At 60.0% G+C, this 15,146-nt stretch carries 14 protein-coding genes and 1 tRNA gene; 7 read left to right on the top strand and 8 right to left on the bottom strand.

The genetic code is table 11. The annotated features are described in order from the left end of the window. Positions 1-82 precede the first annotated feature (82 nt). The 3 genes from ACWIVK_RS01805 to ACWIVK_RS01795 are packed head-to-tail and all read left to right on the top strand — an operon-like array spanning position 83 to position 3,015. Positions 83-985: an ABC transporter permease gene (locus tag ACWIVK_RS01805; RefSeq protein ID WP_448574814.1), complete on the top strand. Its 903-nt coding sequence runs from the start codon at positions 83-85 to the stop codon at positions 983-985. After that, positions 985-1,836: an ABC transporter permease gene (locus ACWIVK_RS01800; RefSeq protein WP_448574813.1), complete on the top strand. Its 852-nt coding sequence runs from the start codon at positions 985-987 to the stop codon at positions 1,834-1,836. The genes ACWIVK_RS01805 and ACWIVK_RS01800 overlap by 1 nt, the downstream gene beginning before the upstream one ends. 42 nt (positions 1,837-1,878) lie before the next feature. Then, entirely contained in the window at positions 1,879-3,015 is a 1,137-nt protein-coding gene (locus ACWIVK_RS01795; RefSeq protein ID WP_448574812.1) for an AI-2E family transporter, read from the top strand. Here the strand turns inward: ACWIVK_RS01795 and lysS are convergent. The 4 genes from lysS to ACWIVK_RS01775 form a co-directional block, all read right to left on the bottom strand. Continuing rightward, entirely contained in the window at positions 2,964-4,553 is a 1,590-nt protein-coding gene (gene lysS / locus ACWIVK_RS01790; protein WP_448574811.1) for a lysine--tRNA ligase, read from the bottom strand. The two genes, ACWIVK_RS01795 and lysS, sit on opposite strands and share 52 nt — an antisense overlap. 78 nt (positions 4,554-4,631) lie before the next feature. Continuing rightward, entirely contained in the window at positions 4,632-5,099 is a 468-nt protein-coding gene (gene greA / locus ACWIVK_RS01785) for a transcription elongation factor GreA (RefSeq protein WP_448574835.1), read from the bottom strand. A 192-nt stretch (positions 5,100-5,291) separates the two neighbouring features. Next, positions 5,292-5,365, bottom strand: a tRNA-Val gene (locus ACWIVK_RS01780). Positions 5,366-5,416: 51 nt separating this feature from the next. Further along, entirely contained in the window at positions 5,417-5,800 is a 384-nt protein-coding gene (locus ACWIVK_RS01775) for a RidA family protein (protein ID WP_448574810.1), read from the bottom strand. A gap of 149 nt (positions 5,801-5,949) precedes the next feature. On the opposite strand from ACWIVK_RS01775, the gene ACWIVK_RS01770 reads away from it, so the two are divergent. Genes ACWIVK_RS01770 through ACWIVK_RS01755 form a run of 4 tightly spaced genes read left to right on the top strand, consistent with a single transcriptional unit; the run spans position 5,950 to position 11,245 of the window. Then, positions 5,950-8,259, top strand: a complete 2,310-nt coding sequence (locus ACWIVK_RS01770; protein WP_448574809.1) for a VanW family protein — start codon at positions 5,950-5,952, stop codon at positions 8,257-8,259. Between the two features lie 16 nt (positions 8,260-8,275). Continuing rightward, complete coding sequence (locus tag ACWIVK_RS01765; RefSeq protein ID WP_448574808.1) at positions 8,276-9,448, top strand: zinc-dependent metalloprotease; 1,173 nt, start codon at positions 8,276-8,278, stop codon at positions 9,446-9,448. Next, complete coding sequence (locus ACWIVK_RS01760) at positions 9,445-10,638, top strand: DNA double-strand break repair nuclease NurA (RefSeq protein ID WP_448574807.1); 1,194 nt, start codon at positions 9,445-9,447, stop codon at positions 10,636-10,638. Before ACWIVK_RS01765 ends, ACWIVK_RS01760 begins: the two co-directional genes overlap by 4 nt. Before the next feature lie 34 nt (positions 10,639-10,672). Continuing rightward, the gene (locus tag ACWIVK_RS01755) at positions 10,673-11,245 is read left to right on the top strand and encodes a hypothetical protein (RefSeq protein WP_448574806.1); all 573 of its coding nucleotides are present in this window, start codon (positions 10,673-10,675) and stop codon (positions 11,243-11,245) included. On the opposite strand, the gene purH is transcribed toward ACWIVK_RS01755, so the two are convergent. The 4 genes from purH to purM form a co-directional block, all read right to left on the bottom strand. Beyond that, positions 11,242-12,756 carry a bifunctional phosphoribosylaminoimidazolecarboxamide formyltransferase/IMP cyclohydrolase gene (purH, locus tag ACWIVK_RS01750; RefSeq protein ID WP_448574805.1) on the bottom strand — a complete coding sequence of 505 codons (1,515 nt, stop codon included), beginning with the start codon at positions 12,754-12,756 and terminating at the stop codon, positions 11,242-11,244. The genes ACWIVK_RS01755 and purH overlap by 4 nt on opposite strands. 14 nt (positions 12,757-12,770) lie before the next feature. Then, on the bottom strand, positions 12,771-13,367 hold the full coding sequence (locus ACWIVK_RS01745; RefSeq protein WP_448574804.1) for an HD domain-containing protein: 597 nt from the start codon (positions 13,365-13,367) through the stop codon (positions 12,771-12,773). A gap of 43 nt (positions 13,368-13,410) precedes the next feature. Then, positions 13,411-13,986 carry a GTP-binding protein gene (locus tag ACWIVK_RS01740; protein WP_448574803.1) on the bottom strand — a complete coding sequence of 192 codons (576 nt, stop codon included), beginning with the start codon at positions 13,984-13,986 and terminating at the stop codon, positions 13,411-13,413. A gap of 67 nt (positions 13,987-14,053) precedes the next feature. Beyond that, complete coding sequence (purM, locus tag ACWIVK_RS01735; RefSeq protein ID WP_448574802.1) at positions 14,054-15,133, bottom strand: phosphoribosylformylglycinamidine cyclo-ligase; 1,080 nt, start codon at positions 15,131-15,133, stop codon at positions 14,054-14,056. Between the last annotated feature and the right edge of the window lie 13 nt (positions 15,134-15,146).

The raw sequence follows: 15,146 nt of genomic DNA, 5'->3' as shown, positions 1-15,146 counted from the left end.
CTCCCCCAGTAGCGTGTCATCGCATCGATGTGTACAGTAATGTCGAGAAAGTTCCAGTCGAGTGGTTCGGGGAGCGTCGACGATGACGACGAGTGATGCGCTAGTCCGCGCAGCGTATCAGGGAAGTGCGCTGAGTCGTCGGTTGGAACTACGCCGCCAACTTGGCTATCTGGCGCTCTTGCTCCCAGCTTTGATCCTGCTTCTCGTGCTCTTCGTGTATCCGATCCTCCGACTTCTCGTCACGAGCGTGTTCGACGGGGGCCAACTGACGCTCGAACATTATCGACGGATCATCGAGGTCGATCTTTATCTTCGAGTCTTGCGAACGACTTTCACGATCGCACTACAGGTGACGCTCCTCTGCCTGGCATTGGGTTACCCTCTGGCATATTTTCTGGCGACACTCCGTGCCAGAACAGCCAGGCTGCTCATGATCCTGGTGCTGATACCGTTTTGGACGAGTATCCTGGTGCGCACCTACGCGTGGATGGTCCTGCTGCAACGCCAGGGTGTCTTCAATCGGTGGCTCTTGGAACTCGGGTTGATCGACGAACCGCTCCGTATGATGTACAACCGCATCGGCGTGCTCGTCGGCATGACGCACGTGCTCTTGCCGTTCATGGTGTTGCCGACCTATGCCGTCATGCGGGGAATCGATCGCAATCTCCTGCGAGCAGCAGCGAATCTGGGAGCCTCGCCGCTCCAGTCGTTCCTGCGTGTGTTCTTTCCCTTGAGTCTGCCCGGGGTCGCAGCTGGAAGTCTGCTCGTCTTCATACTGGCGCTTGGTTTCTTCATTACTCCAGCTTTGATGGGCGGTCGGAATGACATGATGATCGCCCAGCTCATCGAGACGCAAATTCGGACTCAGCTGAACTTCGCATTCGCAGCTGCTCTCGCGACGGTCCTCCTCGTGGTGACGTTGATCATCTTTGCCATCTATAATCGGTTACTCGGACTCGATAAGATGTTCGGGGGTGGCGTCTAATGGCCGAAGCAGCGACTCCACTCGAACGGCTCGAGGTGGCAGTACGGCCGAGGCGAGGCGGGCGCACGATACCGTGGGCGCGTCTCGCCCTTGGGGTATTCAGTGCACTGGTGCTCTTGTATCTCGTCGCCCCGGTGCTCATCGTCATCCCGATGTCGTTCAGCGCGGCCAAGTATCTCTCCTTTCCACCCCCGGGGCTCTCCCTTCAGTGGTACGAGAACTTCTTCGCACGCGCCGACTGGACATCGGCGACCATTCAAAGCATTCGGGTCGCTTTCATGGTCATGGTGCTTTCGACCGTCCTCGGGGTAGCGGCCTCGCTAGCACTCGTTCGTGCGTCGTTTCCGGGTAAGGAGATCGTCAACCTGATCATAGTCTCGCCACTCGTGGTACCGGCTATCATCGTCGCGATCGCGATTTATGGTCTGTATGTGCAATTTCGTTTAGTTCAGACGTTTTGGGGACTCGTCCTGGCGCATACGGTGCTGGCGATTCCCTACGTTATCGTGAACGTGTCCGCGACCTTACGGGGTTTCGATATCCGCTTGGAGCAGGCGGCTCGGAGCCTCGGGGCGAATGGATGGCAAACGTTTCGGCACGTGACCTTGCCGCTGATCAGCCCGGGCATCTTCGCCGGGGCAGTTTTCGCCTTCATCGCTTCGTTCGACGAACTCATCGTTGCTCTCTTCATCGCAGGAGCCCGGGGCCGCACGTTGCCGATGCGCATGTTCGAGGGACTGCGCATGGAGATCGATCCGACGATCGCTGCAGTATCCTCGATGCTGATCACTTTTTCAGTCCTCGTCTTGGCATCGGCGGAATTGGTGCGGCGGCGTAGCCAGGTCGATTAACCCGTGGTCGTGGGGAAGTCGCCTCCAGTACAGGCCAGTACCGTGCGGGTGTCGCAGTCGGCGGCCAAGCGTTGGCTGCGCCGCGGGCTGGTACTGCTCGCTCTCGGTACTGTCTTCTGGATCCTGTGGACGGTGCGAGGAGCACTCGTTCCGTTCTTCATCGGTGCGATTTTTGTGTACATTCTCGCCCCGCTGGTCATGCTCTACGAGCGACTGCTGCCGTTCCACCGGCGCATGCCAGGGCTCGCTCGCACGGTCGCCATCCTCGCGACCTATCTCACGGCCGCCGCTGTGCTCGTCGGTATCGGGCTGCTTTTCGTGCCTCCCCTGATTCGGCAAACAACCGAGTTCGTCCAGGCCACTCCCGGCTATTGGCAGACGATCAATGAGCAAGTCGATGACCTCCTGGCGCAATACGAGGCCAATGTTCCGGCGACGATACGCACGCAAATCGAGTCAGCCCTCGGAAACCTGTGGTCGATGGTGCTGCAGGCGGTGCAGCGTGCTATGCGCCTAACCTTCGGGGCAGTGACCGCGGCGATCGGCTTCTTCTCGGCACTCGTCCTCGTTCCGTTCTGGATGTACTACGTACTGAAAGACAGCGAACGAGCCCTCCAGTGGTTTTATGGGCTCTGGCCAGCAGATTGGCGGCAGGATGTCCGTGCTCTCGTGAGGATCGTCGACCGAACGTTGGCGGCATATATCCGCGGCCAGCTATTCTTGGGGCTCGTCATCGGTGTTGCCGTCGGGGTCACTATGTGGGCAATCGGCATGACACAGCCGATCGTCCTCGGGCTGATCGCTGGCGTCTTGGAACTCGTGCCAATTCTGGGTCCGATCCTTACGTTCGTGGTGATCGCGCTCGTCGCGCTGGCCACTGATCCCGGTAAGCTTCTTTGGGTAGGACTTGCCTTTATCGTTATTCAGCAACTGGAGAACAATCTCCTGGTTCCGCGAGTGCACGGCTATGTGGTTGAAATGAACCCAGCAGTTGTGATGGTTCTGGTCGTCACCGGTGGAGCACTCTGGGGACTGCCGGGAATGGTCATCATGGTCCCGCTCGCGGCTGTCTTGCGGGATGTATTCCGCTACCTGTATCGGCGTTGGAGCGACCTCGATACTGCTGCTCAGCCGGGATCGCCTTCGGGTGACACGTTGCCGGTCGAGACCGATGGTTGAAACCCGGGCACCAGTTCGAGGTACGGCTGTAAGTCTTCGACTAGTCCCAGGGGTTGCGGTTTGGTGCGAAGCTGTGGGAACAGGATGACTTCGCGGATCGTCGGCCGATTCGTGAAGAGCATAACCAGCCGGTCGATGCCGAGCCCGAATCCTCCAGTCGGTGGCATTCCGTACATCAAAGCGTTGATGAAGTCCTCGTCGATCGGCATCGCTTCCTCGTCTCCTTTCGCGCGGTCGCGTGCTTGCTCGAGGAAACGGTACAACTGATCGAGTGGATCGTTCAACTCGGTGTATGCGTTCGCGAGTTCCAACCCGCCAACGAAGAGTTGGAAACGCTCGACGAGGCGGGGATCCTCCGACTTGCGTTTGGCGAGCGGTGACAGAGCCACGGGGTAATCGTAGATGAAAGTCGGTTGGACGAGGCGCGGCCGAACGAAGGTCTTGAGGAGTTCGTCGAGAATGCGAGGCCAGACTGTAGTGGGCTCCACGTCGGCTCCGAGAGCGCGGGCGCGCGCATAGAGTGTCGGCTGGTCCGTGACTTCCAGAAAATCGATTCCGGTGAAACGGAGCAGTGCCTCGCGCAAGCTCATGCGGGCCCACGGTGGTGTCAAGTCGATAACCGTGTCTCCCCACTGGAAAGTCAAGGTGCCGAGGGCCTCGCGTGCTGCGAAAACGATCAATTCCTCGCACATCTGCATGATATCGAGGTAATCGGTATACGCTGCGTAAAACTCGAGCATGGTGAATTCAGGGTTATGCCGAGCATCGATCCCTTCGTTTCGAAAGTCCTTACAGATCTCGTAGACGCGCTCGTAGCCACCGACGAGAAGCCGCTTGAGATAAAGTTCGTCGGAAATACGCAAATAGAAGGTCTGATCGAGAGCATGGTAGTAGGTGGTGAAGGGACGAGCTGCGGCACCGCCATAGATCGGTTGGAGGGTGGGTGTCTCGACTTCGAGAAAGCCGCGTTCGTCCAGGTACTGACGGATCGCTCGAATGACGCGAGCCCGTGTCACGAAGATTTGACGCGTGTCCGGGTTGGTCATGAGGTCGACATAGCGTTGGCGGTAACGCGTTTCGACGTCGGTCAGCCCGTGCCATTTATCTGGTGGAGGATTGAGCGCCTTGCTCAACAGTCGGAGCGCGTGCACCTCGAGAGAAACTTCACCAGTCCGTGTGCGGAAGAGATGGCCTTCGGCTTCGACGAAATCGTTCAGATCGATGTAGCGCTTGAACCATGCCAGTTGGTCATCGCCGACGAACTCGCGGCGCAAGAAAAGTTGAATCGCTCCTGACCCGTCGCGGATATGACTGAAGACGGTCCGTCCCATGTCGCGAATGGAGACGACGCGGCCAGCGAGTGTGACCGGTTCGGGATCAGGCTGGCCACCGAGGTGCGGCTCTCGCTCGGCGAAGAGAGCGTGTGCCTGTGCTGCAGTCAAGTTGCGATGCGAACGAGCCGGATATGGGTCGATGCCCTGTCGACGGAGTTCGCGGAGCTTTTCGAGCCGTGCACGCTGCTGATCGTTGAGCGGCATATCCCCTCTTTCCGGTTATCGTCTCGGCAGACAGCGTTGCCCAGAAGCAATCGAAGTCGCAAGGGGATTTCGGCACGATCACTCGATGCGTTGAATAGTGAAGCGCATCTCTCCTCCCGGAGCACGCACCGTTACAGTGGTGCCGACGCGCTTGCCGAGGAGCGCTGCTCCCACCGGGGACTCGATGGAAATGCGTCCCTGCGCAGCATTCGCCTCTTCGGGGCTGACGATGACCCAGGTTTCGATGCTTCCTTCTTCGTCGATGACGGTCACGCGCGAACCCAAGCGCACTTCGTCCTGGGGGCCAGCCTGAGTGATCGTCTGCGCTCGACGCAGAATATGCTCGATCTCGCGGATGCGTGCCTCTGTGAGGACGAGTTCTTCTTTCGTGTCTTCGTACTCGCTGTTGTCAGAAATGTCGCCCTCATTGCTGAGTTGCTGCAGTCGCTCGAGCAACACGGGTAACTTGTGTTGGCGCAGGTGCTCGAGTTCTTGTTCGAGCGCTGCCTTCCCTTCGGGCGTCAACACGATCGGGCGCTCACGCACCATCTTGGGCACCTCTCTGTTTCACTCTGCTGCGTCCAGTGGATACGGCCGGTGAATCATGACCCCGGAGGCTCATCTGCCGAGCCGATTCGTGGCGGTCTCGTGATACGCGAGCGGTCCTGCCGTATACGCAACACAACAGTGGCAGCGGCTGTGCGCCGCGCCACCGTCGTGACTCCCGTACTCCGCCAGTGGGTGAGAAGGGACTCGAACCCCTGACCTCGCGGATGTGAACCGCGCGCTCTAACCGGCTGAGCTACTCACCCGTTTCACACCGACAGTATAACAAAGGCGGAGACGGTGCCGCAAGCCGCTTCTTAGTCCACGACAGCGATGCAGTCGATTTCCACCAACGCACCGGCCGGCAGGCGCGCAGCTTGCACCGTTGTCCGCGGCGGTGGATTTTCGCCGAAATACTTGGCATAAATCCGGTTGAAGGCAGCGAAGTCTTCCAAGTTCACCAAAAAGCATGTTGTCCGAACGACACGTGAGAGGGAACTCCCAGCAGCTTCCAAGATGGCCTTGAGGTTCTCCAAAACACGCTCCGTCTGCTCTTCGATGCCTCCCTCGACCATGCGGCCACTTGCTGGGTCCAGAGGAATCTGGCCGGCAGTGAAGACGAACTGACCGACACGTACGGCCTGAACATAGGGCCCGATCGGTCGGGGAGCTCCATCGGTGTGAATGACTTCGCGTTCCATACCACTCGCTCCTCTCGTTGGCTCTCGTTTCTTTCTCGCCGACGCTATCATGCGGTGGGCCGTCGCGCAATGGGGAGCGTGGGAGGCAAAGGTCATCTCTGGTACACTCATGCTGGTTCGGTGTCCGGACACTCTCGGCAGGGGGACTCGTGAGTATCGCCGAAGTCGTCCGCGAAGTGGTCACAACCCGTATGGTAGGTGAGCGGCTTCGGCGTGTCGTCGCTGGAGCGAGCACCATCGTCACGGGAATCTTGCTCGTGAGTGTGGCCGTTGTTCTCGCTTATGGCTCGCTCCAGGGCGATCGGATCTATCCAGGCATACGGGTTGCCGGCGTGGATGTCGGTGGTCTCACCGTCGACGAAGCTGCCCAGCGGGTGACGAACGCGTTGGCGACACTGACGAATCAAGAGATCGTGCTGTCTTTCCAGGGAACTGAGTTAGTCCTTCCCATTGGTGAGTTGGAGCCGAAATGGCATCCGCAAGTAGCGGTGGACCAAGCTCATCGCGTGGGGCGTAGTGGCAATTTGTGGCGTGATTCGGCTAGTTGGATCGCAGCGCGACTTGGTCTCCAGGTGATCCCGGTCCCGGTCACCTATCGAGTGGATCGTCTCGAGGCGGCGGTTCGCATCCTGGCTCAACAGGCGGCGCGCCCGCCGCAGGACGCGTTTTTCACTGTCGACGCTGACGGATCGTTGCACGTCGCTCCGGCTCGCGAGGGCATAGGCATCGATCTCGGAGTCGCCCGACAGGCTGTCGAAGAGGCACTCGCTTCGGGAAGAGTCGGAAGAATCGAACTCGCTCCAGTTGCCCTGCCTCCGACTTATACGGAGCGCGATCTCGAGCCATTGAAGCCCCGCGTGCAAGCCTTGGTCGGTAGCCCGATCGTGCTCACCCTCGATGGCGAGTCACGCTGGATGATTTCTCCTCCTGATCTGGCTCGATTGTTGACTCTGACGAGCCATGATGGGGCGCTTCAGGCGTCTTTCGACCGTGCTAAGCTCCAGGAGTACTTGAGCCAGATTGCGGGATTGGTCGTCGCACCGGCTCAAGATTCTCACGTACGCTGGAACGGATCAGCCTTTGAGGTCGTTCCCGCTCGGCCTGGAGCGGTACTCGATGTGGTGGCCACGGTCGACGAGTTTCTGGCTCGAGTCGAGCGTGGGGAGCGTACGATACCCGTTCAGGCACGTCCTGCATCTCCACTCGTCACGGAGGCGATGGCAGATGAGGCGCGTGCGCGAGCGCAAGCGCTCGTTGATCGTGGTTTGACATTGCGATGGCCGAATGGCATGCGAACCGTTCGCGGTGGGGAACTCGCTGCGCTGCTGACGTTCGAACAGCGTCGCCAGGGGGAGATCGTTGTCGGTCTGGACGTCAGTATCGACAGGTCGACGGTATACTCCCTTTTGGAGGCAATCGCACCACAAATCCAGCAGGACGCTCGCGACGCGGAGCTCCGCTATCGAGATGGAAAAGTGGTGGTCGTTACCCCCGAGCGAACCGGTCAACGGCTCGATATCGAGGGATCGCTGATCGCGTTCGAGCGAGCGGTCCGGTCGGGTCGATCGGACGTCGATCTCGTCGTTGCGACTGTCGAGCCTCGTGTCACTTCGGCGATGGCGAGTCAAATCCGAATCCGTGAACGAATCTCGGCAGGGGCAACCTATTACGGCGATTCGGCACCGAATCGTCGACACAATGTAGAGCTGGCAGTGCAGCGGGTCAATGGGGCGCTCGTACCGCCAGGTGAAGTGTTCTCGTTCACCGGAACGGTGGGGGCGATCAACCTCGAGAACGGATACAAGGTCGGTTACGGCATCGTCGCAACCAATGGGCGCGTCCAGACGGTTCCCTCCGTCGGGGGTGGGGTGTGCCAAGTCTCGACCACGGTCTTTCACGCTGCCTTCTGGGGCGGTTTTCCCATCGTCGAGCGAAACTGGCATCTGTATTGGATTCCGCTCTACGGTCAGCCGCCGAGTGGTTTGATCGGGTTGGATGCGACGGTCGATACCGATTATGGCCTCGATTTCAAATTCCGGAACACGACGAGCGACTGGATCGCGGTCGTGGCCTGGGCAGATGGTTCTTGGGTGCATGTCGAAATTTGGGGCACGAAACCGAATTGGCGTGTGGTGGTGGATGACCCTGTCGTGACGAATGTCGTGAAGGCGGATCCTACTCCAGTGACTCGGGAAGACCCGTCGCTGGCTCCTGGGGAGCAAGTCGTCGTCGAGCGTGCACGTGATGGATTCAGCGTGGCGATACGACGGCGTGTCTATGAGGGCGATCGCCTGATCGACGAGGTCACCTTGCGCAGCACCTATCAGCCGTCCCAAAACGTGACCCTGGTCGGTCCGCAACCGTCGCCGAGCCCGACGGAAACCCCGGAAGAAGGAAGTCCGCAACCCACCGAGGCCACGACCCCTGTTCCGGCGGCGACGCCGACGCCGGAACCGTAGCGCGAGGAGTCCGATCATGAACCAGCGTTCAGCACAGACTCTGGGGCTTGTGGTGGGACTCTCGGTCGGGCGATGGATCGGACAACTGACGCGTGACCGCATGATGGTCCTCGAACCTCCTCGCCTCGTCGACTGGGAGCGAGCGAGGGAGATCGCGTTACGCCTCTCCGGTGGAGTGCGCTTGAGTGCACTGGAGCGAGAGGAGGCAACCGATCGTTATCGCAGACTCGTCACGGAGCTCGCGCCGGCCATCGCTGACTTTGTTGGCTCCCCGATTCCCAGCGGAATACATCGCGTCTACGCCTTCGATCGGATCGATTGGATCGATGCGAATCTGGAAGGCTTCGCAGAGGTCCTGCGTCCCTTGGAGTCAGTCATCCACGTACCGGAACGTCCACTCACTCGGGCTGCGGCCGTCCTCTGGGCGCACGCTGGTCGGTCCGCTGCGACAGCGGAAGTAGGGATGGCACTCGGCTTCCTCTCGCGGCGGGTTTTGGGCCAGTATGACATCGCTGTACTCGGTGGGGAGCCGACCGCGGCTGGAAAACTGTACTTCGTCGAGCCGAACATACGCTGGTTGATCAGGAACTGGCGACTTCCCGAGCACGACTTTTATCGTTGGCTGGTCCTGCACGAGGTCACGCATGCCTTTGAGTTCGAAACCAGTCCTTGGTTGCGCGATCATGTCAATTGGCTCTTGCGCGAGTGGGTCGAAGCGCTGCGACATGACGGGAAGCTCTTGCATCGAGTCATCGAGATTCTGCGCACCGCTCGGCGAGGGGACTGGACGGCCGATATGACGTGGATGGAGCTGCTCATGTCTACCGAGCAGCGACGCCTTTTCCGGCAGTTGCAGGCGGTCATGGCTGTCATCGAAGGGTACAGTAATTATGTAATGCGTGAAGTCGGGCGTGAAATTGTCGAATCGTATCCGCTGATCGAGCGTCGTTTCGAGGAGCGTGAGCGTGCTCGCACACCAGCGGAGCGTTTGCTCCTGCGCTTGAGCGGATTGGACATGAAACTCGAGCAATATCGGCGCGGCGAGGCGTTCTGCCGAGCGATCGCCGATCGAATGGGGCACGAGGCCTTCGCTGTTTTGTGGCGAGGTCCAGAGTGGTTGCCGACGTACGAGGAACTCGCTGAACCGCATAGCTGGATCAGGCGCGTGACGAGTGGTCCGTCAGGATGACGCTCGACATCCTCAAGGTCGCTGGTGAGCTTCGGGCAGCGGTCGAGACAGTGATCGAAAAGGAGCGCAGTGGACGACCTGCGCTTCTCGAGCTCTTGCGGGTGTTCGACGACGCGGAGATCACGCGCTGCGTGGCAAGCGCGCGCACCTCCTGGCTTCTGGGCTTGCCGTTGGGACGCTATTTCGAACGGGTCGCTGTTCCCTCGCGGGCGCGTGCGGGATACAGCTGCGTGGCCACTGATGCATCGCTCGTGGTGAGCGATCGTCACGGTCCAGTGCAGTACGTGGTCATCAATGTCGGCTTCTGTGTCCTGGAATACGGTGAGGAGCCAGCGGCTCAACTCGGTTCGGACCCGATCGTCTTGTGGAGAGAGGAAGAACTCTCGATCCCCGATGGGAGTCGCCGAATACCGATAACCGGTAACGTGCTCGCGATGCGTCGGATGATCGCCGAACTCGAAGCGGCGTTGCGTCTGACTCAGCATGTTCACGCGCCGGTTCTCGCTCTCCAGGATGGAACGCTGATCCCTTGGGTATTGGAGGGGCAGACCTCTAGCCTGGTGCAGTGGGGAATCGAGGGGTACGCGCGGACTCTGGAGGAGTTCCGCCGCCGAAGAACACCAGTGGCCGGGGTCATCAGTTATCCTGGTTCGCGTGACATCGTCAACGTCCTGCGGGTAGCAGCTTGCGACTATCCCCGACTCGGCCAGATCGTGAACTGCGATGATTGTCTCCGTCGTGTCGCAAGAGGGGAACGCGAGCAGGCCTGCGCCATCGTCCCCGACGTCACTGACCGCTGGCTCTTCGCGACGCTCGATGACGTTCGCCTGGAGCCGGGGGAGCGATCTACATGCTTTCGGAGCCAATCGTCCATTCTGGATCAGCTGCCTGCGGACGACCGCATCGTGTTCTTTTATCTTCATACCGGAACGGAAGTCGCTCGCGTCGAACTCCCGTATTGGGTCGCTGTGGATCGAGATCTCCTCGATTTCGTCCATGCAGTCGTGTGGGATCAGGGCACTCGGGCACGAGGATACCCTTTGGCACTCCAAGAGGCACACGAGCAGGCAGTCGTGCATCGTGAAGAGCGCCTGCAGCTTTCCGCCTTGATCGAGCAGTTCTTCGCCCGCAATGGTTTCCTGGAGCAGCGTTCGGCGAAGGAACGGAGCAAGCGGGTGCGATATGCATGAACGACGAATCGGCGAAGTTGTCGAGACTTCGACCGTGCAGTTCGTAGTCGAGTGCGATGAGTTGGACCGTCTTCCCGAATTGGGCTCGTTCGTGCGTGTCGCAGGAACGGATGTCGAGGCGATCTACGGCATCGTGGCTTATGCCGAAACGACGGCTGTCGACCCTGGCCGACGCGTCGTTCGACGCGGTTCAGGAGAAATCCAGGATCGGGCTCTGTACGAGGCAAACCCAGAACTTCGGTTCGTTCTCCGTTCGCTGTTCGTTGCGGTCGCGGTCGCTCACGAACGGAGCGGCCGCCTGTTCTTTCTCTTGCCGCCGTGCCCTCCACCGTTGCATTACAGCGTCGAGCTGGTCCCCCCTGAAGAGGTCTGGCGATTGACTGATTCGTGTCGTTACTTTTCCCTCATGCTTGCGGTGCATGGAGAGGTTCCGGCTGAGCAACTCTTGGCGGCCCATTTGAGTTACGTATTCCGTGCCCGTAGTAACGACGAGAGATGGCTCGAAGGCGCAGCGCAAGAGCTCGCACGGCTGCTCAAGCGCGACTACGATCGCCTCCGTCAAGTGTTGGAGGCCGTCGAGCCACTGATCGACTCCCTTCCGCATTAGTGCCGAAAGTGACGTTCCCCAGTGAACACCATGGCGATCCCAGCCCGCTCCGCGGCCTCGACGACTTCGCGATCACGCTTGGAGCCTCCAGGCTGAACGATCGCAGTGATTCCTGCAGCGGCAGCGAGTTCGACACTGTCCGGAAACGGGAAAAATGCATCGCTCGCGAGAACGGCGTGCCGAGCTCGGTCGCCGGCTCGCCACAAAGCGAGCCGGACCGCATCGACACGATTGGGTTGGCCACCGCCGATCCCCACCGTTTGTGCGTGTCGCGCGATGACGACTCCGTTGGAGAGGACGAACGGCACCACAGTCCAAGCGAAGGCAAGGTCGTGCCATTCGGTTTCGGTTGGCTGGCGACTCGTCACGACTTGCCAGGTCTCGGGCAGGCGGAGCGGTCGATCTGCTGACTGGATGAGAACAGCATCCCCCACGCTGCGGAAAACGAGGCCAGGATCGGTCCAGGGGGGAGCGATGATCAAGCGCAACGACTTGCGTCGTGCAAGGAGTGTCTCCACTCCCGGTTGCTTGTCTGGGACGATCAGGAGATCGAAGAAATGTTGGGTAACGGCAAGAGCAGCCTCGGCGTCCAGTGTGCGATTCAGGGCAACGATGCCCCCGAAGGAAGAGACCGGATCAGCCTCAAAAGCGCGCAGGAAGGCTTCATGCGGAGTCGCTGCAACGGCGACACCACAGGGTGCGGCGTGCTTCACAATGACAGCGGCTGGTTGGGTAAAACGCTGAACGAGTTGCCAAGCGGCTACAGCATCGAGCACGTTGTTGTAGGAAAGCGCAGCCTCACCAACGACCTGCCATCGACTCACTTGGGGAGTGGTGTCGAGAATCTGGTAGATAGCGGCGCGTTGGTGAGGATTTTCGCCATAGCGGAGCGTGTGCAGCTTCCTGAGTGGGAGCGGGAGAAGTTCAGGAAACTCTTCCGTGCGCAGATAGCTCGCAATCTGGGCATCGTACGTCGCCAAATGGGCGAAGGCTTTGGCGGCGAGCGCCCGTCGAGTCTCGTGATCGATTCCGGTGATGCCAAACTGGGCGAGCTTGTCGGCAATCGGTTCGTAATCACGCGGATCACAGATCGGGAGGACCCAGGGAAAGTTCTTGGCGGCAGCTCGCAACAGTGCTGGCCCGCCGACGTCGATCAGTTCGAGAGCGACATCCTCGGGTGTCTCCGGTGTGACGTGTCGATCGAAGGGGTACAAGTTGACAGCGACCAGCTGGATCGGGACGATAGCGTGCTCTGCTAATTGTTCCAGGTCAGTAGGGCGATCGTGCCGAGCCAGTATGCCAGCGTGCACGGCGGGGTGAAGCGTTTTCACTCGTCCTTGGAGCAGCTCGGGAAAACCAGTCAGCTCCGAGATCTCGCGCACGGGCATCCCGTGTTCTCGAAGCACACGAGCGGTACCGCCGGTGGCGAACACTTCCCAACCGAGGTCGAGCAAGCGTTGGGCGAATACCGCGACACCTGTTTTGTCCGCGACGGAAAGCAAGGCGCGCATGGTTCCTCCACGTCTCAGGGCAGTCGAGCCCAGCGAACGATGACCTGTTTACCGAAGACCTTTCGGAACAAGCCGCTTCGTGCCTGCGCCTTTTCGATCTCCAGGGTCGGGTAGATTTCGGACTGGACCGAAATGGTTACCGAATCATCGGTGAGATCGACGGTTAGGTCTCTCACGCAACGCTGGTGACTGGCGTCGAGTCCCTCGGCAATGCGGAGAAGCGCGGCGAGTTGCTCCACGAGATGCCGCTCTCGCGGTGGGAGACGTTTGAACTGTGGGTGAGCGAGTGATGGTTCAGCTGCACGATGGTACCGTGCGATGGTTGCGATCATGAGCTGTTGCGCACGATCAAAACCGCGGAGCGGCAGAGCCATGATGCGATCGAACGAATGCCGATGGTGGTCGGTGAGCGAGCGGAACTGTCCACAGTCATGCCACAATGCCGCAGCCGCAAGGAGATCGCGTCCTTCGGGCGGTAGAGCGAGAGGCTCGCGGAGCTGGTCAAAGAGCCGAAGGGCTAGGAACGCAACGTGTTCTGCATGATCTGGGTCGGGGGTTTCGATCGATGCTGCTGCGCGTGCCCGCTCGATGGAAAGGTCCGTGTCCCGCATCGCGAAGCGACTCCTTCGGGCGCAAGTATGCCCTAAGCCGGTCTCACAGGCGATCGATCACGATTTTGACGATCGCGCGGAGGGTTTCGATGACCCCGATCGATCGGACGGCGATAGCGGGGAAGCGCGGGGCGCGCATCGGATTGAGATAGCTGTCCAGAACAGGAAGAGGGAGCGCATTCGCGAGGTCCATTTTGTTGTATTGCAAGACCAGCGGAAAGTCGGTAAAGCGCTTTCCTTGCCGAATCAGGTTCTGTGCCAGTTCGCGCAGACTTTGCAAATTGTCAGCGAGGCGCTCGCGCTGCGCATCAGCAACGAAGACGACGCCGTCGGCTCCGCTCAAGACCGCGAGACGCGTCTGTCTATACAAGTTTTGCCCTGGGACAGTATAGAGTTGGAGACGGAGTCGATAACCGTGCACGGTACCGACGTCGAGCGGAAGAAAGTCAAAGAACAGCGTTCGCTCAGCTTCCGTGTCGATGGAAACGAGCTGACTCTTCACGTGCTCCGGTAACGAGGCATGTACGACCTGAAGATTGGTTGTCTTGCCCGAGAGTCCCGGGCCGTAATAGACGATCTTGGCGTGGATCTCGCGTGCTGCGACGTCGATCAGTGCCATCGCTGGTCGCTATCACGCTGGTTTACCGATCTCGCACGCCAATGGTGCAGCGACCTGGTTGGCATGCTCAGACCGACTCGCTGTCGGTCAGCATCTGTGTACCTAACATCCCACCATGAACGATGACGCGCGATCGCTCGGCTCGCACGACATGACCGATGATCCAACCCTCGCCCAAGGCGTTCCGCAATTCGTCGATGAACGAGGGTGTCCCGATGACAGCGAAGCCGATTCCCATGTTGAACACGCGGAACATTTCAGTTGGAGAGATACTTCCTCGCCGGCGTATTTCCTGAAATAACGGTGGAACTGGCCAGCTGCTGGCATCGATCTCGATCCGGCAGCCGTCAGGGACGATCCGTGCCAAATTCCCTGTTAGACCTCCGCCAGTAATATGGGCCAGACCGTGGAGCCGCGAGTCGCGGAGCCAGGTGCGCAAGAGGGGAACGTAACAGCGATGTGGTTGCAGTAACAGGTCACCGAGCGAACGATCGGACCACGGTGGTACATCTGCCAGAAGCGGCCGATCATGTTGTGGGTCCCCGGTCAACCCGAGCACTGCTCGTACCAGTGAGTAGCCGTTCGTATGGAGCCCGTCGCTGGGAAGCCCGAGGACGAGGTCACCTGGCTCGATGGCACGGCCGTCGATGATTCCTTCGACGGGCACGACGCCGACCATGCAACCAGCGAGATCGTAGGCTCCGGGAGTGTAGATGCCAGGAAGCTGCGCTGTTTCTCCGCCGATGAGCGAGCAACCGAGCGCAGCACACGCCCGTGTCATCCCCCGGACCAGAGCCTCGAGTACCGTCTCATCCAACTGGGCCGTAGCGAAGTAATCCAGGAAAAAGAGTGGTTCGGCACCACACGCCAAAAGATCGTTCGCGCTGTGATGGACGAGGTCGATGCCGATCCCCTCGTGGCGATTGAGGACCGACGCGATGATGACCTTGGTCCCGACACTGTCGATAGTCGCGACGAGCGCGAGGGTGCCGTTCGTTCCGGGGGCCGCGATGATGCCACCGAAGAGTCCGAGCGGTCGGAGCACACCAGGGCTGAAGGTCTCTCGGACGTACTGTGCAATTCGGCGCTTGATCGAATCAGCTCGTGCCAGGTCAACACCGCTGTCCGCGTACGTTCGTGACTCCATGCCGTGCCTCTCG

The organism is Thermomicrobium sp. (assembly GCF_053493975.1).
The sequence above is the reverse complement of the archived record's forward strand: the minus strand, read 5'-3'. Positions and strand labels throughout refer to the sequence as shown.